This window comes from Sphingomonas sp. R86521 (assembly GCF_042466235.1).
Taxonomy (GTDB): domain Bacteria; phylum Pseudomonadota; class Alphaproteobacteria; order Sphingomonadales; family Sphingomonadaceae; genus Sphingomonas.
This window is the reverse complement of sequence record NZ_JAXHBY010000001.1, coordinates 1,172,178-1,195,632: the sequence shown is the minus strand read 5'-3', so window position 1 is coordinate 1,195,632 and position 23,455 is coordinate 1,172,178. Positions and strand designations below refer to the sequence as shown.

Sequence of the window (23,455 nt, the reverse complement as noted above, 5' to 3'; positions counted from 1 at the left end):
GTAATTTTCAAAAGCTATACTCCAAACGATGCCTTCACAAGCCCGCAAAACACTGTGGCGCAATTTCTCGTGCTCGTGCCGGCTAGGCGCAGATGTCTAAGGCAAAACCGACCGACGCATTCTTGTCGACGCGGCCTGAGCCCCATCGTGTGGTCGCCTGGACTGTTCGAATTGTGCGTCAGGTGTCATGACCGACGACCTTGGGTATTTTTTGGCACGACGAGGATGGCCGCGCACGATACCAAACCGGCTGGTGAGGCGGCGAACCGTTTAGACACCGCCGCCTCGCTGCAGGACGCATTTCCAGCCATCGGTGGCCGGACTCACGCAGCGCGCGGCTAGACCGGCTGACCGCTCTGACGGATCATCAGGGGGACGGTCAGCACCTTTTCATGCGGGACGCCGTGCTCCCAGACGCCGCCCTCGCCCCAGGCGTCGCCATGATCAGCGCAGAGGAGGATGGTCGCGTTCAGGAACCGCGCGATCAGCGGCGCCAGCGCCCGGTCGACATGACGAAGCGACGACGCCTGTCGTGCCGCACACTCGTCGCTGCGATCGACCGTCTGGAAAGGGTGGCAGCAATTGTCGTCCTGCGGCCACGGCGCACCCTGATGCCAATAGGGGACGTGGGTCTCGCCGCAATTCAGGAAGGTGAAGACCGGCCCGGTCGCGGCATCGAGCCGCTCCTCGATCCAAGCGACCTGGGGCTCACAGGCGCCGGGCTGGCCGTCGTGCAGGAAATGCTGGAACGGCCGCCCCAGATGCACGCCGGTCGGCGTATTAGGGTCGAACCAATTAACTGCGCCCGAGCCGATCGTCGTATAACCGCGGTTCGCGAACCCCTCGATAATGTTCGCGCCAACCAGCTCGAACCCCTCGCCGCCCTTGCCGGGATGCCCCCCGCCGACCAGCTTGAACGGCTTGGCCGCCTTCGGGTTGAGCAGCGGAACCGGATCGAGCGTGGCGACCGGCGTGAACCCGACAAACATCGCGCAATGCGAGCCATAGGTGAAATAGCTCGGCGCCTGTGCGGCCCGCAGCGGCGCGATGTCGCGCATGCTCAATCCGTCCGCCGCCGCCATCGTGTCGAAGCGACACGAATCCAACGTCACGAAAAGGACGCTTTCGGGGTCGAGCTCAGCCACCGGGATCGACCGGACCCGATACCGGCGTGCGCGCGGCACCGTCGAACACGTTCGCCTGACCGATCCCATCGAGGGCGTCGACCGCGGTCATCCACGGGATCCGGTCGCGATCGTTGAGCCTTGCGACATCGGGGGCCAGCGGGTCCGCGGGCGTCTTGATACCAAATATCGCCGGATCCAGCTTGCCGCTGGCGGCGATCAGCGTCGCTTCGCCGACATAGCTGTCGTGCGCCGCATTCGCCCGGGCGATGCGCGCGTTGTTCAGTTCTTGTGCCGCGTTGAGGATGTCGAGCGCGGACCGCAAGGCGAACCGTTCCTCGATCTTCGTCCCTTTGTAGACGCCGGCCTGCGCGGTGACCTGCTGGTCGTACAGATCCAGCGCCTGCTGGCTGCCGCGCATCTGTTCATAGGCCTGCGACACCGACAGCCGCACCTGACGCCGCGCGCTTTCGACCAGGTCGATATCCGAGCGGTTGCGCGCCCGCGATTCGCGGATCCGCGACGTAACCGCGCCCGATGAATAGATCGGCACGCTCAGGACGAGTCGGACGGTCTGGTTGTCGTTGCGCAATTTGTCGTTGTACGGCAGCAGCGGCCCTTGGCTTATATCGCCGCGCAGCGCCAGCGACGGCCGGGTCGCGGCCTTTGCCTGCAGGATGCCCGCGCGCGACGACCGTTCCTGGAAATCGGCGCTCAGCAGCACGGGGCTGCTCTGCTCCGCGACCGCGTAGAAACCCTCGACCGTCTTCGCCAGATCCGGCAACGGCGGGACCGGCTCCAGCGTGCCCGGATCCCGCCCGACGACCGCGCGATACCCGCTCTCACTGGTCCGCAACCGCGCCGTTGCCACCACCAGCTGGGCTTGGGCCGCAGCGAACCGCGCAAAGCCCTGGTCGCGATCGGTCAGCGTCGCCGACTTGACCGCGAGCTTGGCGCTGGTCTGGTCGATCTGGCCCTGCAGCAACCCGACATTCTCGGTGCTGATCGCGACGATCTGCTGGTCGCGCTGGACATCCGCATAGGATGTCACGACCTGGGTCAGCACCCGCGCCTGCGCGCGCCGGACATATTGATAGTTGAGGAAGACGTTGGCGAGCGCTGCTTGGAGCGCGGCGTGGAGGCGTCCGCCGGAATAGATCGGCTGGATCACCGTCAGCGACTGCGACGCCGTCTGCGCGGTGACTTCGTTGTTCACGGTGGCGGTACTGTCGACGACCGCGCGCTGCGATTGCAGCGAGGCGGTGGCATCGATCGTGAAGCCGAGCTGCGCGCGCGCCTGCAAATAGCGCTCGTTGATCGCGCGGAGCAGTTCGCGTTGCGCGAGGATATCGGGGTTGGTGTCGTAGGCGGTGGCGATCGCCTGCGCGAGCGTGTCGGCATATGCCGCGGACGTCGCCCCGGCCATCGCCCCAATGATCGTCAGGCCGGCCGCTGCCGATCCCAATAACCGCGCAAGAAAGTGGCGCCCGAAGGCGCCACCAAGAAAACCGGATGCTGACACCATCATACGTCCACGCTTTACACCAGACACCATCGGCTTCGGTAGGTTCCGTACCGGCTTGCGCCGACACTATTGTACGATTGCGACCCGGTCCACACGGATATTGCGGACCGGGTCTGGTCCATCAGGCGAAGATGAACGCGTCGTGGTTAGGCGCTGCGGTCGCGCCAAACACGTCGAGGTGGAAGTCCGCGACGCCGTCACCATTGGTATCGCCATCGACGACATAATGACCAGCGCCGCTGGCTGGCGTTACGACCAACTGGCCGGCCACATCGGTGAAACCGGCGACCAGTGTGAACTGATCCGCCGTATTGGCATTGCCCTGCACCGCATCAATCGAGCGAAGATCGATCCGGTCGCCGTCGCCCTGGTTGAAGTCCAGGATCGTGTCGTGCCCGGCCACGTTCATGACGAACTGGTCCGCGCCGGCGCTGCCGGTCAGCTGGTTGGTGCCGAGGCCACCGATCAGAACATCGTTGCCGAGGCCACCGATCAGGACATCGTTGCTGTCGTCGCCGAACAGGGTGTCGTTGCCCTGACCGCCATAGAGAGTGTCGTTGCCAAGCCCGCCGTGAAGGATATCGTTACCCTGGTTGCCGATCAGCATGTCGTCACCGGCGTCGCCGAACAACGTGTCGTCACCCAACAGACCCGTGATCGTGTCGTTGCCGCCGCCGCCAATCAGAACGTTGGCATTGTCGTTGCCGGTCAGCGTGTCGGCAAACTTGCTGCCCGTCAGGTTCTCGAACCCGAACAGTGTGTCGCTGCCCGCACCGATCGTATCCTGCGCTTCCAACACCACGTTGGTCACGTGATCGACAGTCGCCGGGGCTAAGACCTCGGCATACTGGGCGAGCAGGCTGACCGTTACGCCTGCGCCGGCGCTGATGTAGCCGACCGTGTCGACCCCGTCGCCGCCGTGCAGTTCGTCGTTGCCAGCGCCGCCTTCGACATAATCGTTGCCGGCATCGCCGTAGATCACGTCGTTGCCCTGACCGCCATACAGCGTATCGTTGCCCTGACCGCCGCTCAGGATGTCGTTGCCCTGGTTGCCGTACAGCGTGTCGTTGCCGTCAAACCCATAAAGCGTGTCGTCACCGACGAGGCCGGTCAGCGTATCGGCGCCGGCCGCACCCTGCAAATAGTCGCTAAGGGCGGTGCCGGAGATGGTGTGGGCAATCAGAGCATCAGTGTTATCCGGGCCGAACTCGAGACCCGCGTCCGATGCGGTCACGGTGTTGCCGCTGACGGCGATCGTGTCCGGACCGACAATGCCATCGACGACGATGCCGGTGTCGGCGTTGCTGACGGTGTTGCCCGTGACGCTGCCGCCGCTGACGTTGTTGTCGACATAGATACCGACGAAGTGGCTGTCCGCGATCGCCCCGGTGACGGTGTTGGCGGTCACCGCCAGGTCATGGTTGCCCGAATAGACCAGGATGCCGGTCGCGCTGCTGGCGTTGCCGACATAGCCGAGCGCGCTCACCACGTTGTTGGTGATGACACCCGACGAGTCGAAGGTGACGATGCCGTTCTGCGCGAGCGCGCCGGTCGGGCCGCTGCCGGTAATCGCGACGCCGTGGACGTTGAGGACCGCGTTGGTGACGACCAACCCGTTCTTCTGGAAGTCGCTGATCGACCCACCCGACATCTCGAAGACGAGACCGGGCGCGTGGTCGCCGTTGTCGACGAGCACCGCACGGCCACGCTGGCCGCCGCTGAGCGCGCCGCCCGGTCCGACATAGGCGTCACGGATGTGCGCGACATCGACGTTGTACAGGCCGCCCGAGCTGTTCTCGAAGAATACCCCCGAAAACTCGTTCTCGCCGACCGACGAACCACCGGCCCCGGCGCCGTCGATGTGGATGCCCTGGATGCTGACGTTGGTCGAGTCGGTCACGTTGATGACCGCGCTGACGTCGACGCCGTTCGTCTTCTCCCCGGTGATGTGCAGGACCGGCGGTGCAACGATCGTTACCGTCGTGCCGGCAACCGCCTTGATCGTCAGGCCGTCGAACTCATTGACCGAGACCTGCTCGGTATAGGTGCCGCCGTTGATCAGCACGGTGCCGCCGCTGCCTGCCGCGTTCACCGCAGCCTGAACGGTGGTGAACGTGCCGGTCAGGTGACCCTGCGCGTCGAACACCTGGATCGGGTCGGCGAGCGAGAACGCCTGGCTGCCAAGGTCGAACCTAAGCGCCTCGACGCCGGTGAGCGTATCGGCGCCGCTGTCACCGACGGTAGGTACGATGGTGGCCACGGTCGTGAACGCCGTCACAAAGCCGCCAGTATTCTCCGTAATGCCGATTGTATGCGCCCCAGCCGGTCCGCTGAAGATCGCGGTGTCGAACCCGTCGCCGCCGTTCAGCGTGTCGTTACCCGCACCGCCGGTCAGGAAGTCGTTGCCCGCGCCGGCGTTGATGGTGTCGTTGCCAGTACCGCCGGTAAGGATGTCGTCATAGGCCGTGCCGGCGACGACTCCGTCGCCGGTGATGTGGTTGTAGTCGCCGTTGACCGTGAGCGTGAAGGTCGCCGGCGCCGAGACCAACGAACCGTCGGTCACCGCATAGGTCACCTTGACCGTTGCGGTGTCGCCCACGTTGAGGAACGCGAACGCGTTGGAGTCTACGGTCAGCTGGCCGCCGGCGAGCGAATAGGCCGATGGTGCAACCGTCAGGACCGTGCCGTGCTGGTCGGTCGCAACGATCGTCGGGGTGCCACTGATCTTCAGCGCGCCCGTACCCAAGTCAATGTCGCTCGCGGTGGCGAGCAGGTTGTATGTATGAAGCCCGGTATAGTCGATCGTCGTCGCCGCGCTGGCAGTCACGACCGGTGCGTCGTTGGCGCCCTGCACCAGGATCACGCGGAAGTCGTTATAGACCGCCGGCGGGCCGCCAAGGGTCGAGGCCCCCGTGGTGACGGTGTAGGCGATGCGGACCTGCTCCAGATCGCCGACGTTCAGGCGATCGAAATACGCGGTGTTCAGCGTGAAGCTGTTGCCGTTCAGCTGGTACGCCGAGCCCGGCAGCGTCACGCCCGTCGGGTTGCCGTCTCCGTCAAGCAGCGTGATGACCACGTTGTCGACCGTCTTGGCGTTGTCCGGATCGATCGTACCGGCCGACAGGTCGACCGTGAACGGACCGGCATTGTCGTTGGTCCGCACGGCCGAGCCGCCGTTGTTGCGCGACACGTCGTCGCTGCCGGTGATCGTCACCTCCAGAACTGCCGTATCCACGCCGGCCTGAACGGTCAGCTTGTCGACGACGGTCTGGCCAACGTTGAGGCCCTGCGTCTTCGTCGTGTCGACCGAGAAGGTCCACACGCCGTTGTCGTTCAGGGTGAACGTGCCATGGTCCGTCTTGAGGGGCGACGTCGCGGTGAGCGGCGTGGTCTTATCGTCGACATCGCTGACCACGAGCGTGCCGCCGACCGGGGACTTCGCATCCTCATCGGTCGTGGCGGTGTTGCCCGAAACCACGGCGGCGTCGTTGGACCCGTTGACGGTCACGCTGATCACCGTCGACGAGAAGTCGTCGGCTGTCACCATGAACTTCTCGACATAGTCGGCCTTCAGCGCCTGCGCCTTGGCGATGTCGAGCGCGTAGGTCCAGGTACCCTGCTGCGTAAGGTTGAACGTGCCGTACGCACCGGGCATGTTGCTCACCGCGTTGAAGCCACGGGGGCCATCATCGACGTCGTTCGCGGTTAGTGTGCCGCTGACCGTGTTTCCGACCGGACCGCCCGGCGTGGTCGGCGCGATGCCGTCCTCGCTGATGTTGCGCTCGGTCGTGCCGGTGATGACCGACTTGTCGTCCTCTCCGGTGATGACGACCGAATAGGTGGCAGGCGTGGTTGCACCGAGATCGTCGCTGACCGTGTAGTTGACGACGACCGTTTCCGTCTCGCCCGCAGCCAGATCGTTGAACGCGTTGGCATGAAGCGTGAAAACGCCATTGGTCAGCGAATAGTCGTTAGCGCTCAGAGTATGTGCACTGTCGCCGAACGTACCGACTTTATAGGATCCCGAAACCGTCGGCGCAGTCCCCGTCGCCGAGTCCGGATCGCTCACGCCGTCCAGCAGGTTATGCGTGAAGTTCGCAACCTGGTCGGTCGTCGCCCCAGCGGCCTGCGGCACGACGACGGGTGCGTCGTTCACGCCCGTGACGACGACGGTGTAAGACGCCGGGGTTGCCGCCGCCTCTTCGTCGTCGACGACGTAGGACACGGTCACCGTCTCGGTCTCGCCAGCGGCGAGATCCGCGAACGCCTTGGCGTTCAGCGTGAACACGCCGTTGACGACCGAATAATCGCTGGTGGTCAGGACATGGTCGCTGGCCCCGGTGGAGGTGACGCGGACGATGCCCGGCACGATCTCGGCGTCGGCACGATAGGTGTAGTCCGGGTCGGTCACGCCGGCCAGCAGGTCGTGCGTGAAGGCCCCGACCTGGTCGGTGGTCGCACCGTTGGGCTGCGGCGCGACGACGAGGGCGTCGTTATTGCCGGCGACGTTCACGACATAGTTCGTCGCGGTCGGCGGCGAGACGCCGTCGGTGACGGTGTAGTTGACCTGAACCGTGGCGATCTCGTTGATCGACAGGCTGTTGAAATGGTTCGGATCGATCGACAGCGTCGAACCGGTCAACGTGAAGCCCGAAGGCAGCGCGTTCGCGGCGAACGTGCCGTTCAGCCCGGTGCCGGCGGGTGCGCCGGTGATCGTCACCGACACGTTGGTCACCGACAGCGTATTGTTGCCGTCGGGATCGCTCGAACCCGCGAGCAGGTTCTGCGAATAGAGGCCATCGTCCTCGTCGATGGTGATGTTCGGGATAACGCCGACCGTCGGCGCGTCGTTGACGCCGTCGATCGTGATGACGACCTGGCCGGGCGAACCGTCGGGCGTGGTGAAGTTGAACGTGTCGGTCGGGTGATCCGTCTCGCCGAGCGGGCCAGTCTTGGCTGCGCTGAGCGTGTAGACATAGGTGCCGTCGCCGTTCAGCACGAGCGTGCCGTACTGGCCGGTCAGCGTGCTGGTCGGTGTCAGCGGCACGGTCGGGCTGTCCGGATCGGACGTGAGCACGGTACCGGTGACGTTCGCTACGTTCGCCGCAACCGTCTTGGTGTTGCCGGTGAACGTTGCGAGATCGTTCGCGCCGTTGATGCCGACCGAGATTTCCTGCGCGGTGCCGTCGGACGTGTGGACGATGATCGTGTCGTTCAGCAGTTCGCCGATCTTCAGTGCGTTGACGTCAGGATCGGCCTGATTGAGCGTGTAGGTGTAGTGGCCGTCCTGGGTGATCGTCAGCGAGCCGTGACCCCCGCCCGCCCCCTGGAACGTGCCCGCCTTCCACGTGTTCTCGCCGCGGTCGGGATCGTTGGCGAAGACCTGGCCGGAGACGGTGTTCTCGGCGTTGGTGTGGACGACGCCTGTGCCGTCGACGCCGCTCTCGTACATGTTCGGGCCGGTATCGCCGTCGGGCTCGGGAATGTCGTTGGAGCCCACCACGTTGATCACGATGCTGGTCGACGCATTGCCGGCGGTGACGACGTCGAAGGTGACATGGTCGGTCACGCCGCCCGGGATCTGCTGCGCGTTGGCGGTGTTGACCTTGAAGGTCCACGTACCGTCTGCGGCGATATGGAAGTCACCGAGCGAGCTGGTCTGCGAACCCTCTACGAACGTGGTCGCGCTGTCGGGATCGGTCGCGATGACCTTGCCCGTGATGGCCGTCGTCGCATCCTGATTGGTTTCGCCCAAGCGAGCCCCCGAGAACACCGTCGGATCGTCGATGCCGTTGACCGTGATGACGACGTTCTGCGGCGTGCCGTCGGCGCTGGTGATGCGGAACGTCTCGGTCGCGTCGGCGGTCAGCTGGATTGCGCGGCTGTCGACGTTATAGGTCCAGTTGCCCGACTGATCGATATGGAACGAGCCATAGGCACCCGACACGGTACCGCTGGAAACCGCCGACGTCGAAACCGTGTAGAGCACCGGATTGGAAACCGGCACCGGCGCTGGCGCGATGCCCGAGGCCGGCACGAAACCGACGGTCGCGAGCGCCGACGAACTGTCGATGTCGGCGACGGCGACACGGCCGTTGATACCAAAGTACGCCTTCTCGGCAATGTTGCCCGTCAGGTTGCCCGAGAACTTTGCCGCGTCGTTGACGCCGGTGACGTAGACGGTGACCGTCGACGGCGTGCCGTCGGCGCTGACGATATCGAATTCCTCGATCGCGGTGGGACCGACGTTCAGCCTCTGCGCAGCGGCGGTGGGCACATACGTCCATGCCCCGGTCGCGCTGATCGAGAAGGTGCCGTAATCGCCCCGGCCGTCTTCGCCGGCGGCGAAACGGAAGTTGGCGGTGGGGTTGTCGACATCCGTCGCCGTCACGGTGCCGCTGGCCAAAGCCGCGTCCTCGGTGATCATCGCGTCGCGACCGGATTCGGAGTAGATCGCGGTGTCGTTCGCGCCTTGCACGGTGAACGAGAAGGTCGCAGGCGTCGTGCCGCCATGGCCGTCGTTCAGCGTATAGTTGACCGTAACGCTGGCCGACGCGCCGACGTTCAGGCTGTCGAAATAGGTCGGGTTGAACGAGAAGTTGCCACTCGCATCAATCGTATAGGCGTTCGTCGGCAACGGCTGCACGGTGCTGCTGCCGGCCACCGTGAAGGTCGCGTTGACGTTGCTGACGGCCAGCGTGTCACCGTCGGCATCGCTCGCGCCGGCCTGCAGGTTCTGCGTCACCGGCACGGTCGCGTTGTCATCGGTCTGCTGCGACAGGATCACGCCTTGGACGGGGGCGTCGTTCTTGCCGGTCACGTTGAAGACCAGGCTGGCAGTCGTGCTCGCCTCGCCGTCGGTCGATGCGTAGGTGAAGGTATCGGCGCCGACGATGCCCTCGCCCAGCGCCTTCGCGTTGTTCGCGACATAGGTGTACGCGCCGTTCGCGGCGATCGTCAGCGCGCCATAGGTGCCGGTGAGCGTCGTGGCCGTGCCGTCGGCAAGAACCGCCTGGTTCGTACCCGTGGCGGTCTTGATGCCGGTCACGGTCATGCGGTCGTCGATGTCGAGATCGTTCGCGAGCACGCCGGTGCCATAGTTGGCGCCGGTGGTGCCGCCGGTTGCCATCGCCGTCGCGTCCGCCTGGACGGTGATCGTGTCGGCGGTCGCCTGCAGGATCGCGTTGCCCGATGCGGCGACCTGGACCTGGACGTCGTTGTCGAACACGATCGTCTCGACCGTCGTCACGCGGTCGATGCCGCCGCGACCGGTGGCGATCAACTGCGTGATCGAGGACTGCACCGAAATGGCGTTGGCGGCGGTGGTGTGGACCCGCGCGATGTCGGTGCCGATGCCGCCCGACAGCGAGTTGTCGGCTGCGTCGGTGCCACCGTCGAGATAGTCGTTGCCCGACCCGCCGTTGAGCTGGTCGACGCCGTCGCCGCCGTACAGGAAGTCGTCGCCCGCGCCGCCGTTCAGGGTGTCGTTGCCAGTGCCCCCGTTCAGGGTGTCGTTGCCGCCACCGCCGCTCAGCGTGTCGTTGCCGGCACCGCCGTTCAGGATGTTGGCATTGTTGTCGCCGGTGATGACATCGTTGCCCGAGCCGCCGGTGACGTTCTCGATGTTGCTGAAGGTATCGTTGCCGATGCCGACGCCGCGCAGCGTGCCGGCGACCATGTCGATCGTCAGGTTCGCGGTGACCGAACTATCGGCGGCCAGCGTGTCGTTGCCGGCCAGGCCGTCAAAGACGTCGTCGACACCGTTCTGGCCGAAATTGATGATATCGTTGCCGGTCGTACCATTGATGATCGCCATGATAGTATATCCTCGATTAGCGCCAGTCGCCGAAGCCCGGCGCCGCATATGATGACTGAAATTTACGTGATCTGATGTTCGAACTTCGGGCGCGAACGGACACCGCCACGAAATCGCCCAAGCGCCGTGTCGGTATCCGCATCGCCGTACAGGGTTGCTCGTCGCGCCGCTTATCGGTGCGGCAGCGTAGCGTCCCTTTTCATAGTGCTGTTCTTAGGCATCTTGGCATCACCCCCCGGTTTGATGGTCAAGATGCCACGCGGAGATATCGCGTTGCCGATCTGCATTCGGCGGTCGACGCACTCCGAAGTCCCCCATCCCCTCTTTTTATCACAGTGCCGGATTGCTGGGCCAACTGTGGAACAAAGTAAATGATCTATTATTTGCAAAACCGCCCTCTCACCTGACGCGCCTCTTACGCGCCACTCGCGAGCTTGAAGGGACACTTGATTTGTAAATAATAGTCATGCCGCGAGCGCCGTTCCCTTCGCGATCGCGGCTATTCGTCCGGTCGACGGAATCGATCATCGCAACGGCATTTTGCCGGCGACCGGATTTCGCTTGTGGTGATCCGGCGCGCTCTATACCGAAAGCGCTGCGCGACGTGCCGGGGGTGGGCGCGCTGCAGACGAACGCTTCCAATCTCAAGTCCTTGGCACATCCTCGGGCGCGGTCTGGTTGGGTGCGACATCGTCGGCGGCGCCTGTCGATCACCGCCCTTTCATCGAAGGGCCGGGTGTCAACGCGTGCACACACGATGATTGCATGATCTTGAGGTAGCGTCGATGTTTGCGGCCAAGGAACCCTTCAGCAACCAGGCCTGGAGCCTGATCCGATCGCATGTCCGCTGGGCCGTGCTGTTCAGTGCGCTGGTCAATATTCTCTATCTCGCGCCGACGATCTACATGATCCAGGTCTATGACCGGGTGGTCCCGACGCGCGGCGTACTGACACTCGTCTTTATCACGATGGTCATCCTTGGCGCGCTCGCGACGCTGTCGGTGCTGGACCAGATGCGCAACTCCATCCTGTTGCGCGCCGCGGTCCGACTCGACGACGAGCTTGGCCCCAGGCTGGTGCGGATGACGGTTAGCACCCCGGCGGCAGGCGGACACCCGCAACAGGTGATGCGCGACTTCGACACGCTGCGCCAGTTCCTGGCCAGCCCCGCGCTCGGCGCGCTGTTCGACATGCCGTGGGCGCCGATCTACATCATCGTCGCGACCATCATCCATCCGCTGCTGGGGCTCGCCACGCTGATCGGCGCCGCGATCCTGGTCGCGCTCGCGATCGCCAACGACCGCGCGACCCGCTCGGCCGCGAAGGCTGCGGCGGAACGTTCGACCGACACCTATTTCGCGCAGGAAGCGGTCGGCAGCGTGACCGACACGATCCGCGCGCTCGGGATGCGCGATGCGCTGGTCAACCAGTTCGTCGCCTCGCGGGTGCAGTCCGCGGCCCCCGGCCGCGCCGTCGCCGAGACTGCGAGCCGCTATTCGGGCGTCATCAAGTTCGCGCGGCTCTCGCTGCAGTCGGCAGCCCTCGGCATCGGCGCGTTCCTGGCGATCAACGACATGATCTCGGCAGGCGCGATCATCAGCGCCAGCGTCCTGATGTCGCGCGCGCTGGGCCCGATCGACCAGATCGTCAGCGGCTGGCGTGGCTTGGGCGACGCGCGCAACGCGCTCGCGCAGCTCAACACGTTCACGCTGAACTACGCCGAGCCCGGTCCGCGCACCACGCTGCCCCGCCCCCGCCCCGTCCTGCAGGTCGAGAACGTCAGCGTCCTCGCGCCCGACGGCAAGCGCCTGCTGATCTCCGACATCAGCTTCCGGATCGACCAGCCCGCGGTCGTCGCGGTGGTCGGTCCCAGCGGCGCGGGCAAGTCGACGCTGCTGCAGGTGATGGCGAACGCACGGATTGCCGATCGCGGCGCGGTCCGGCTCGATTCGGCCAAGCATACCGACTGGGAACCCGAACAGCTCGCCAGTCATCTCGGCTATCTGCCGCAGGACATCACCCTGCTGTCGGGGTCGATCAAGGACAACATCTCGCGCTTCCAGTCGCGGCTTGGCGACGACATCGATGCCGCCGCTGTTGCCGCCGCGCAGCGTGCCGGTGCGCACGACATGATCCTGCATCTGCCCGCCGGCTACGACACGATGCTGGGACCACGCGGCCGCGGCCTGTCGGCAGGACAGCAGCAGCGCGTCGGACTGGCGCGGGCGCTGTACGGCTCACCGGTGATGCTGGTGCTCGACGAGCCCTATTCGGCGCTCGACAACGAGTCCGAGGCGCGACTGCTCCGCGGTCTGGCCGAAATGCGCGAGCAGGGGACGATCGTCGTCGTCGCCGCGCACAAGAACTCGATCGTGAAACTCTCCGATTATCTCGTCATCATGAAGGACGGTGCGCTGCAGGCGTTCGGACCGACGGCGAAAGTCCTGGAGCAGATGCGTCCGGCACCTGTTCCGCGTAGCGAAGTGGCGACCATCGCATGACCTATGTAAGCCAAATCGACGGCAGCGAGTCCGACCAGCCCGAAGCCCCGCCACCGCCGCCACGGCGCAACCTTGGCGCGATCTTCCGCCGTACGAGCACGCCCGCCCTAGCCGGCCCCGGAGATCCCAGCCGCCCGATCCGCGTCGGACTCGGCGTGGCGTTCGCCTTCTTCGTCGGCTTTCTAGGCTGGGCGGCGCTGGTCCGGCTGGATGCCGGCGTCACCGCACAAGGCTATGTCGTCGTCGCCGGCAACCGCAAGGCGGTCCAGCACCGCGAGGGCGGGATCGTCGGCAGCCTCTACGTCCACGAGGGCGACACGGTGAAGGCCGGGCAGGTCCTGATGCGCCTTGCCGACGACGAGCTTCGCTCGCGCGAACGCGCCGCCAGCAGCCAGGTGATCGCACTGAAGGCGTACAAGGCACGGCTGACCGCCGAGATCGAGGACAAGCGCTCGATCAGCTTTCCGCCCGAGTTCGCCTCGCTGACCGGTCCCGATCTGGAGGATGCGCGAATCAACATGCGCGTCCAGCAGAAGGAGTTCGACCTGCGCGGCCTTGCGCTCTCGACCGAGAAGAAGGTGCTGCGCGAACGCATGACCGAGCTGAGCCATCAGGCCAGCGGCAGCCGTGCGCAGGTCTCGGCCAGCGAACGCCAGGGCCAGCTGATCGGCGACGAACTGGTCGGTCTGCGCGATCTCGAACGCCAGGGCTATGTCGCGATGTCGAAGGTCCGCGAAGCCGAGCGCGCCGAGGCGCAATATCGCGGCTCGCGCGGCGAATACGAGGGCGGCGTCGCGAAGAGCCTCGCCTCGATCGGCGAGACCCAGGTCCAGATGATCGGCCTCGACCGCAACCATGCCGCCGACGCCGCGCAGCAGTTCCGCGAGGCTGATCTCAAGCTCGCCGAACTCGAGCCGCAGCTGGTGGCACTGCGCACGCAGCTGGGCCGGACGATCGTCCGCGCGCCGGTGTCGGGCCAGGTGGTCGGCCTGAAGGTCTTCACCAACGGCGGCGTCATCGCGGCGGGCGAAACGCTGATGGAGATCGTGCCGACGCGTGAGAGCCTGGTGGTGCTTGCCAAGGTCGAGCCGTCCGACATCGACGACCTGACGATCGGGCAGAAGACCGAGATCAAGATCCCGGCGTTCCACAACCGTGGGCTGCCGATCCTGAACGGCAACGTCTCGAAGGTCTCGGCCGACAGGCTGGTCGACGAGAAGACCGGCAAGCCGTACTTCAACGTCGAGGTCGTCGTGCCGCCCGCGGAACTGAAGATCCTGCGTGACGTACGCGGCAGCAAGACCGACCTGATCGCCGGTCTGCCCGTCGACATCGTCATCACCCAACGCAAGCGCAGCGCGCTCGACTATATGTTCGAGCCGATCGGCCAGGCGCTCTGGCGGTCGTTCCGCGAGGAGTAGAGCGAGCAGGGCGCGCCGGGGATACCCGGCGCGCCCTTTTCAATGTCCGAGCACGTTATCTTGGGCGAGCGCCGCGCGACGTCCGGCAGCGCCCCTTCGCCGCACGCGGCTGCGCGCCGAGCATTCCCGTAAGCGCGTCCCCATCGCGCACGATCGCCAGCGAGGCGCGGTCGAGCGTGAAGCCGTCGAACATCACGGTATCCCGCGTGAACAGCGCGCGCGACTTTACGGCAGGCGCGGTCGCCGGCCAGCTATAGCGCACGACACCGTGCACTTCGTCCATCCGCAGCATCATCGTGGCGGGTCGCCATCTATCGTCGATCGTGCACGTCAAGGTGACCGGCATGGTCATGGCCAGCAGGACGATAGCGAACATCGGGCCTCGCTCCTCACATGTGAAGCGCCAAACCCGAAGGCCAGCGACGGGCCGTCACTCTGCACGGCTTACAGGGTGAGCGGTAGGCCAAACGTCATTGCACGCCGCCAGGCCGCCGACATGGTCAACGTTGCGCTACCAGCATCTCAGAACAACAATCACGCACCACGTAGTAATCGATCCGGTTTTTGTTATAACAAAAACAGTTCTATCAATATGTTTCATTGCTAAGCAGTTTAGATAGCGCAATGCGCAAGTAGTATTCTTACATAAATATAGTAAATGCCGCGACAACGATCTTCTTGACTTGCCTGTTAATGCGATTCGGGGATTTTAGAACCTTCATTAGCCACTTGGACCATCGAGGTCCTTGAAACGCCTTGGTGAGGAGATGACCATGTCCGTAATCCGTACGTTATTCTCGAACGACGATCTCGGCCCGATCCTGTTCGGCGACGACGACGCACAAACGGCGTTCCCCGGACTGCCGATCATCGGCACCAATGGCGACGACGTCATCAACGGTACCGCCAACGATGAGTTGATCACCGGACTGGGCGGCAACGACACGATCCACGGCAACGCCGGAGCCGACACTATCTCCGGCGGCACTGGCAATGACGTGCTGTACGGCGATGCCGGCAACGACATCGTCAATGGCGACGAAGGCAACGACGTGATCTTCGGCGGCGACGGCGACGACGTGTTGAATGGCGGACTTGGCTCCGACGTGATCGAGGGTGGCCTCGGCAACGACGTCATGGACGGCGGCGGGCTGCTCGGCATCATCGATCCCGACGTCGACACGGTCAGCTATCTGAACACCAACGTCCTCAGCGGCGTGACCGTCAGCCTCGCGCTGCAGGGCCAGGTCCAGAACACCGGCACCGCAGGCTTCGACACGCTGTTCGGGTTCGAAAACCTGATCGGCACGCAGTTCGGCGACAGCCTGACCGGCGACTCGGGCAACAACCGCATCGACGGCTATGGCGGCTCGGACCAGCTGTTCGGCATGGCCGGCGATGACGTGCTGGAAGGCGGTCGTGGCGACGACGGCATCAACGGCGGCGACGGCAACGATACCGCATCATATCAGAACGCCCAGCTTGCGGTCTCGGTCAGCCTGCTGTTGCAGAATACCGCGCAGAATACCGGCGGCGACGGCATCGACACGCTGACCTCGATCGAGAACCTGATCGGATCGCGGTTCGCCGACACGCTGACGGGCGATGACGGCTTCAACATCATCACTGCCGGTGCCGGTAACGACCTTGTGACGGCTAACGGCGGCAACGATACCGTATTTGGCGGCGACGGCGACGACATCATCTACGGCAACCAGGGCAACGACGTGCTCAGCGGCGATGCCGGCAACGACACGCTATTTGGCGGCCAGGGCGACGACGTGTTGCACGGCGGCATCGGCAATGACTATCTCGAGGGCGGCAAAGGCACCAACTTCGTCTATGGCGACGGCGGATCGGATACCGCGGGCTACATCTATGCCGCCAACGGCGTGACCGTCAGCCTATCCTTGCAAAGTGCCGCCGGATCGCCCGCTATCGCCCAGGACACCGGGATCAGTACTGACTATCTGTTCGACATCGCCAACCTGACCGGGTCCGGGTATGCCGACACGCTGACCGGAGATGCCAACGCCAACGTCCTGACCGGCGGCGGCGGCAACGATCTGCTGACCGGCCTGCTTGGCAACGACACACTGTTCGGCGATGCTGGCGACGATACCCTGCTGGGCAACCAGGGCAACGATATTCTCCATGGCGGCGACGGCAACGACACGCTGTACGGCGGGCAGAATGACGACGTGCTGTTCGGCGATGCCGGAAACGACGTCCTAGTCGGTGGTCTGGGCACCAACGTCCTGACCGGCGGCGCCGGCGCGGATATCTTCGTGATGACGGCGGCGGGACACGACACCATCCTCGACTTCAATGCGGCCGAAGGCGACCGGATCGACCTGCGTGGGATCGACGCCAACACCACCAACGCGACCTTCGATCACTTCACCTTCTCGGCGGGCGCTGCGTTCACCGGGGTAGCAGGTCAGTTGATCGTCACTGCCGGTGCCGACGCCTCGCACTTCCAGGTGCAGGGCGATCTGGACGGCAACGGCGTCGCCGACTTCGTCATGGATGTTGCCAGCACCTCTGCCCCCCACGCCGACGCGTTCCTGTTCGGCTGATCGGGATACCCTCATCCCCGCGTAACTGGGGGTGAGGGTTCGTTCTCACTGATAACCGCTCGCAGGAGCGGCGCTGCCCTTCCCCCACCCCCTCCCCCTTGCTAAGGCCCGCCGGGTAACAGCATTTTGCTCGGTTCCCCGGCGCGCCCCGCGCGGCCTTGCGGTCGCTTCCCCCTCGGCGCACCTGCGACCGGCGCCCATGGGAAGGACCCCTATGACTGCCATCGGCCAGGACACCCTAAAGACCCGCACCAGTCTCTCGACCGGCGGCAAGACCTATGATTATTACAGCCTTGCCAAGGCATCCGAGCAGCTCGGCGACATCAGTCGCCTGCCCTTCTCGATGAAGGTGCTGCTCGAGAACCTGCTGCGCTTCGAGGACGGCGTCACCGTGACGCGCGACGACATCCAGGCGATCGTCGACTGGCAGAAGGACTGCCGTTCGAACCGCGAGATCCAGTATCGCCCCGCGCGCGTGCTGATGCAGGACTTCACCGGCGTGCCTTGCGTCGTCGATCTCGCCGCGATGCGCGATGCGATGACCAAGCTGGGCGGCAACCCCGAGAAGATCAACCCGCAGGTCCCCGTCCACCTCGTCATCGATCACTCGGTGATGGTCGACGAATTCGGTACGCCCAAGGCGTTCGAGGATAACGTCGATCTCGAATATCAGCGCAACATCGAGCGCTACGAGTTCCTGAAATGGGGCAGCAAGGCGCTCGACAACTTCCAGGTCGTGCCCCCAGGCACCGGCATCTGCCACCAGGTGAACCTGGAATATATCGGCCAGGCCGTATGGTCGTCGGCATCGTCGGGCGAGCACGGCGACGGCACGATGATCGCGTATCCCGACACGCTGGTCGGCACCGACAGCCACACGACGATGATCAACGGCCTGGGCGTGCTCGGCTGGGGCGTCGGCGGGATCGAGGCCGAGGCCGCGATGCTCGGCCAGCCGGTCTCGATGCTGATCCCCGAAGTCGTCGGCTTCAAGCTGACCGGCGCGGTCAACGAAGGCATCACCGCGACCGACCTGGTGCTGACCGTGACGCAGATGCTGCGCGCCAAGGGCGTGGTCGGCCGCTTCGTCGAGTTTTACGGCCCCGGTCTCGACACCATGACGCTCGCCGACCGCGCGACGATCGCCAACATGGCACCCGAATACGGCGCGACCTGCGGCTTCTTCCCGATCGACGACAAGACGCTCGACTATCTGCGCCTCACCGCGCGGACCGAAGCGAATATCGACTTGGTCGAGGCGTACGCAAAGGCCAACGGCTTCTGGCGCGACGCCGATGCGCAGGACCCGCTGTTCACCGACACGCTCGAACTCGACATGGGCACCGTCGTCGCCAGCCTTGCCGGGCCGAAGCGCCCGCAGGACCGCGTCAGCCTGAACAAGGTCGACGAGGTGTTCAACGGCGACCTGCGCAAGATCTATCACAAGGAGCAGCCGACGCGCGTGGCGGTCGAGGGACGTGACCACGACATCGGCGACGGCGACGTCGTGATCGCCGCGATCACCAGCTGCACCAACACCTCGAACCCCTCGGTGCTGGTCGCCGCCGGGCTCGTCGCGCGGAAAGCCCGCGCGCTTGGCCTGACGTCGAAGCCCTGGGTCAAGACCTCGCTGGCGCCGGGTTCGCAGGTCGTCACCGACTATCTCGACAAGGCTGGCCTGACCGAGGACCTCAACTATCTCGGCTTCAACCTGGTCGGCTATGGCTGCACCACCTGCATCGGCAATTCGGGACCGCTGGCACCGGCGATCTCGTCGGCGATCAACGAGAACGACGTCGTCGCCGCATCGGTGCTGTCGGGTAACCGCAACTTCGAAGGCCGCGTCTCGGCCGACGTCCGTGCGAACTTCCTCGCCAGCCCGCCGCTGGTCGTCGCCTATGCGATCAAGGGCACCGTCACGACCGACATGATCGAGACGCCGCTGGGCCAGGGCTCCGACGGCCAGGACGTCTATTTGCGCGACATCTGGCCGACCAACGCCGAAGTCCGCAGCACGATGGACGCCAACATCGACGCCGGCATGTTCGGCGCGCGCTACGGCGACGTCTATGCGGGCGACGCCAAGTGGCGCGAGATCGAGGTCACGGGCTCGGACACCTATGCATGGCGCGCCGGGTCGACCTATGTCGCCAACCCGCCCTATTTCGAGGGCCTGTCGATGACCCCTGCCCCCGTGCAGGACATCATCGACGCCAAGCCGCTCGCGATCCTCGGCGATTCGATCACCACCGACCACATCAGCCCGGCGGGCTCGATCAAGGCCGACAGCCCCGCTGGTCGCTTCCTGCTGGAGCATCAGGTCAGCAAGGGCGACTTCAACAGCTATGGCGCACGTCGCGGCAACCATGACGTGATGATGCGCGGCACCTTCGCCAACATCCGCATCAAGAACGAGATGGTCCCCGGCGTCGAGGGCGGGATGTCGAAGTACAACGGCGAGACGATGGCGATCTACGACGCCGCGATGCGCTTCAAGGCCGACGGCACGCCGCTGGTGATCGTCGCCGGCAAGGAATACGGCACCGGCTCGTCGCGCGACTGGGCGGCAAAGGGCACCAACCTGCTCGGCGTCCGTGCGGTCATCACCGAGAGCTTCGAGCGCATCCACCGCTCGAACCTGGTCGGCATGGGCGTGCTGCCGCTGCAGTTCGCGGAAGGGATCGATCGCCAGACGCTCAAGCTCGACGGGTCCGAGACCTTCACGATCCTCGACGTCGCGGCGATCCGCCCGCGCCAGGACGTGACGGTCAAGCTGACCCGCGCCGATGGGTCGAGCGAGACGTTCGAGACCAAGTGCCGGATCGATACCGTCAACGAGCTGGAGTATTTCCTCAACGGCGGCATCCTGCAGTACGTGCTGCGCAACCTGGCCGCCTGACGCGAAAAAGCGGGGCGACCGGTGAGGTCGCCCCGTAGTTCAGGGAGGATACCGCCGCCAAAAGGGGGGAGCGACGGCGAGGTCGCTCTGCACCCGATATGTTGCAGGGATGTGTCGGGTTGCTGAAACTGCCACTCCCGTCATCCTGACGGAAGTCAGGACCCAGGGTCGCGAACGCCAGCTCTTGTTACCCTGGGTCCCGGGTCAAGCCCGGGATGACGGTTGGGTTGGTATGGAACGCCCCTCTACGGTCCGGCCTCTCGGGCCATATCGACAGCTATTCCCTGCACGTAAGACGTGTTTCCCCGCGAAGGCGGAGACCCAGACTGGGCTCCCGCCTTCGCGGGAGAACGAGAAGGGGCGTGATGCCGCAAGATTGATTGCGGCTCTTACAGGGTCGACGGGGATAGGCTTCGACCAAGTCGGGGCGACGAACGCGCCTAGGCTCGCCCTGCCCCGTTCCAGTCATGCCGGCGCAGGCCATAGATCAGGCTGTCGCGCATCCCGAGATGCGTTTCCCATTCGTCGCGCAGCAGTCGCTCGCGGCGGAACCCCAGCCGTTCCAACAGCAGGATCGACGCCGTGTTCTCGGTATCCGCGTCCGCGAACACGCGCTTGCGGCCCTCCGCAAACAGTCGGTCGATCACCGCCGTCACCGCCTCGCTGGCGATGCCGTTCCCCCACGCCTCGCGCGCCAGGATGAACCCGATCTCGGTCACGCCGCCGCGGCTGTCGCCATCGGCTTCGCTCCCCGAGACCCAGCCGATCGCGCGGTCGTCGCCGGTACGCGTGATCGCCCAGGTGCGCTGATTGCCGGGCTCCGCCTCTTCGGCGAGATAGGTCCGGACGTCGTCCACCGTGCCGAGCGGCCCGTCCGCCGAATAGGTCATCAGCTCCGCATCGGCGAGCATCGGATGCAACGCGGCCGCATCGTCCTCGACCAGCGGGCGCAACACCAGTCGCGGCGTCGCCAGAACGGGATGGTCGGTCACGCCGTCAGCGCGTCGACCAGCGCGCGCACCTTCTTCTGTCGCCACTGCGGCAACGGCGCGACCAGCCAATAACCGCCCCGCGACGGCTGCGCCTCGCCGATCACGACGACGCTGCCGCTCGCGATCGCGCGCCGGGCCAGCATCTCGGGCACCGTGGTGCGTCCCAGCCCGGCCGCGGCCGCATCGATCGCGAGCCCGGCATCGGCGACTCGGACCAGCGCCCCGACGCCGTCGCCCGACCAGGCGATGACGGCTTCCGACGCGCTGCCGCCAGCCGCGATCGTGACCAGTCCTTCGGACTCCAGCGCCTCGCCTTCATGCTCGCCCGGCCCGTCGCCCCAACGGATCGCGAGATCCAGGTTCGCTTCGGTGAAGTCGACATTCTCGTCCGCGGTGATCAGCACGAACCGCAGCTCGCCATCCGCCGCAGCGATCTCGGCGAGACGCGGCATCAGCCATTTCTCGGTCAGGTCGCGCGGCGCGGCGATGGTCAGCGACTTGGACGACTGCCCCGCCTGCATCGCACGGACGGCTTCCTCGAACTGCAGGAAGCCGTCGCGAAGCGGCCCCAGGCCTGCTTCGGCCTCTGGCGTCAGCTCAAGCCCGCGCGTCGTACGACGGAACAGCACGACGCCGAGCGTATCCTCCAGCGCGCGGATCTGCTGGCCGACCGCGGCCGGGGTCACCGCCAGTTCGTCGGCCGCGCGCGTGAACGACAGATGCCGCGCCGCGGCGTCGAGGACGCGCAGGCCGTTGAGCGGAAGATGCGTCCGCTTCACTGCTCCGCTCCCCAATCCCGATCCGTCACCCCAGCGCAGGCTGGGGTCTCTGTGGGGCTGATGCTGCGGTCGCCGACGGGAAGACCCCAGCCTGCGCTGGGGTGACGGACGAGGGTAGACGCCAGCTGGCCGAACCCTCTCACGACGTCACCGCCGGTGCGAACAGGCTGAAATCGGGGATCTCGACATCGAACACCGCGCCGGTATCGTCGACCATCCGGTACGATCCCCGCATGCCACCCGTCGGCGTCGCCAGCGGGCAGCCCGAGACATAGTCGAAGCTCGCGCCGGGCTCGATCAGCGGCTGTTCGCCGACTACGCCCTCGCCCTCGACGGTGTGCTTGGCGCCGCGCCCGTCGGTGATCTCCCAATGCCGGGTCAGCAGTTGCACCGCGCCTGGGCCGTCATTCTCGAGGCGGATATGATACGCCCAGAACCAGCGCCCGCGCTGCGGTTCCGACTGTTCGGGCAGGTAGCTGACCGAGACGCGCACCGTCACCCCGCGCGTGGTGGTCGCGTTGGGGAACAGCGCCTTCATAGCCCGACCTTCGCCAATGCGCGGTCGAGATCGTCGATTACGTCGGCGACGTCCTCCAGCCCGACGTTGAGGCGCAGCAGCCCCTCGGTCACGCCCATCTCGATGCGCTTGTCCTCGGCGACGCCCGAATGCGTGGTCGACGCCGGATGCGTCATCAGCGACCGCGAGTCGCCGATGTTGTTCGAGATATCGACCAGTTCCAGCGCATCGAGCAGCCCGTGCGCCTGCTCGCGACCCTCGACCTCGAACGCGAAGATCGGCCCGCACGCGTCCATCTGGCTCATCGCCAGATTGTGCTGCGGATGGCTGGCCAGCCCGGGATGCAGCACGCGCGGTACGCGACCCTCCAGGAAGGCACCGACCTTCAGCGCGTTCTCAGACTGGCGATGGATTCGCAGGTCGAGCGTCTCGAGCCCCTTCAGCACCACCCAGGCGTTGAATGGCGACAGCGTCGGCCCGGTGTTGCGCGTGAACGGCAGCAGCGTGTTGGTGATGAAATCCTCAGACCCGCACACCGCGCCCGCGAGCACGCGGCCCTGGCCGTCCATCATCTTGGTCGCGCTATAGGCGGTGACGTCGGCGCCGAACTCCATCGGCCGCTGCAGCGCAGGCGTCGCGAACGCATTGTCGACGACGGTGGTGATGCCGCGTTCACGGGCGATGTCGCACACCGCCTTCAAGTCGACGACGTCCATCGTCGGGTTGGCGGGCGTCTCGAAGAAGAACACCTTCGTATTCGGCTTCACCGCGTCGAGGAACGCCTGTGGGTCGCGGGCGTCGACGATCGTCGTCTGGATGCCGAATTTGGGGAGCAGCGTGTCGGTCAGCCAGCGGCACGACCCGAACGCCGCACGGCCGCCGACCAGGTGATCGCCGGTCTGCAACTGGCACAGCAGCACCGCGGTCATGGCGGCCATGCCGGTCGCCATCGTCCGGCATGCCTCGGCGCCTTCGAGCAGCGCGATGCGTTCCTCGAGCATCTGCACGGTCGGGTTCTGCAGCCGGGAATAGGTCATCCCGTCCTGCTCGCCGGCGAACCGCGCCGCGGCGTCGCCTGCCTTGTCGTAGCAATAGCCCGAGGTGAGGAACAACGCCTCGGACGTCTCGCCATATTCGCTGCGCGCGGTACCGCCGCGCACGGCTTGCGTCTGGGGACGCCATGTCTGGGTGATCGAACGATCCTGGCCGGTCTTGCGCTTCATGGGCTCGCTTTGCAGGGGGCGGCCCGCGATGACAAGGGCGGACCCCCGACTATGCCGCCCCGGACGGAATCCGGGGCGG

General features: G+C 65.5%; 12 protein-coding genes. 4 read left to right on the top strand and 8 right to left on the bottom strand.

What is annotated here, in order from left to right; all coding sequences use genetic code 11:
- Window positions 1-338 precede the first annotated feature (338 nt).
- From SJY20_RS05570 to SJY20_RS05560, 3 genes are all read right to left on the bottom strand, one after another.
- The gene (locus SJY20_RS05570) at window positions 339-1,058 is read right to left on the bottom strand and encodes a sulfatase-like hydrolase/transferase (protein WP_380785609.1); all 720 of its coding nucleotides are present in this window, start codon (window positions 1,056-1,058) and stop codon (window positions 339-341) included.
- A gap of 79 nt (window positions 1,059-1,137) precedes the next feature.
- On the bottom strand, window positions 1,138-2,589 hold the full coding sequence (locus tag SJY20_RS05565; RefSeq protein ID WP_380785608.1) for a TolC family outer membrane protein: 1,452 nt from the start codon (window positions 2,587-2,589) through the stop codon (window positions 1,138-1,140).
- A 181-nt stretch (window positions 2,590-2,770) separates the two neighbouring features.
- A complete protein-coding gene (locus SJY20_RS05560) occupies window positions 2,771-10,465 on the bottom strand; it encodes a VCBS domain-containing protein (RefSeq protein ID WP_380785607.1) in 7,695 nt (2,564 codons plus the stop codon).
- 785 nt (window positions 10,466-11,250) lie between these two features.
- Between SJY20_RS05560 and SJY20_RS05555 the strand changes: the two genes are divergently transcribed.
- Both SJY20_RS05555 and SJY20_RS05550 read left to right on the top strand, forming a co-directional pair.
- Complete coding sequence (locus SJY20_RS05555) at window positions 11,251-12,966, top strand: type I secretion system permease/ATPase (RefSeq protein ID WP_380785606.1); 1,716 nt, start codon at window positions 11,251-11,253, stop codon at window positions 12,964-12,966.
- A complete protein-coding gene (locus tag SJY20_RS05550) occupies window positions 12,963-14,387 on the top strand; it encodes an HlyD family type I secretion periplasmic adaptor subunit (RefSeq protein ID WP_380785605.1) in 1,425 nt (474 codons plus the stop codon). Before SJY20_RS05555 ends, SJY20_RS05550 begins: the two co-directional genes overlap by 4 nt.
- 55 nt (window positions 14,388-14,442) lie before the next feature.
- Here the strand turns inward: SJY20_RS05550 and SJY20_RS05545 are convergent, their stop codons facing one another.
- Window positions 14,443-14,763, bottom strand: a complete 321-nt coding sequence (locus SJY20_RS05545) for a hypothetical protein (RefSeq protein WP_380785604.1) — start codon at window positions 14,761-14,763, stop codon at window positions 14,443-14,445.
- 397 nt (window positions 14,764-15,160) lie between these two features.
- On the opposite strand from SJY20_RS05545, the gene SJY20_RS05540 reads away from it, so the two are divergent.
- Together SJY20_RS05540 and acnA are read left to right on the top strand one after the other, a co-directional pair.
- A complete protein-coding gene (locus SJY20_RS05540) occupies window positions 15,161-16,966 on the top strand; it encodes a calcium-binding protein (RefSeq protein WP_380785603.1) in 1,806 nt (601 codons plus the stop codon).
- A 214-nt stretch (window positions 16,967-17,180) separates the two neighbouring features.
- Complete coding sequence (acnA, locus tag SJY20_RS05535) at window positions 17,181-19,865, top strand: aconitate hydratase AcnA (RefSeq protein WP_380785602.1); 2,685 nt, start codon at window positions 17,181-17,183, stop codon at window positions 19,863-19,865.
- A 440-nt stretch (window positions 19,866-20,305) separates the two neighbouring features.
- Here acnA and SJY20_RS05530 read toward each other — a convergent pair whose 3' ends face one another.
- The 4 genes from SJY20_RS05530 to SJY20_RS05515 all read right to left on the bottom strand — a co-directional run bounded on the left by SJY20_RS05530 (window position 20,306) and on the right by SJY20_RS05515 (window position 23,376).
- Window positions 20,306-20,857 (bottom strand): GNAT family N-acetyltransferase, encoded by a 552-nt coding sequence (locus SJY20_RS05530; protein WP_380785601.1) that lies wholly within the window; start codon window positions 20,855-20,857, stop codon window positions 20,306-20,308.
- Window positions 20,854-21,636, bottom strand: coding sequence for a LysR family transcriptional regulator (locus tag SJY20_RS05525; protein WP_380785600.1), 783 nt, complete (start codon window positions 21,634-21,636; stop codon window positions 20,854-20,856). The genes SJY20_RS05530 and SJY20_RS05525 overlap by 4 nt, the downstream gene beginning before the upstream one ends.
- A gap of 139 nt (window positions 21,637-21,775) precedes the next feature.
- On the bottom strand, window positions 21,776-22,174 hold the full coding sequence (apaG, locus tag SJY20_RS05520) for a Co2+/Mg2+ efflux protein ApaG (protein WP_380785599.1): 399 nt from the start codon (window positions 22,172-22,174) through the stop codon (window positions 21,776-21,778).
- On the bottom strand, window positions 22,171-23,376 hold the full coding sequence (locus SJY20_RS05515) for a trans-sulfuration enzyme family protein (RefSeq protein ID WP_380785597.1): 1,206 nt from the start codon (window positions 23,374-23,376) through the stop codon (window positions 22,171-22,173). The genes apaG and SJY20_RS05515 overlap by 4 nt, the downstream gene beginning before the upstream one ends.
- Between the last annotated feature and the right edge of the window lie 79 nt (window positions 23,377-23,455).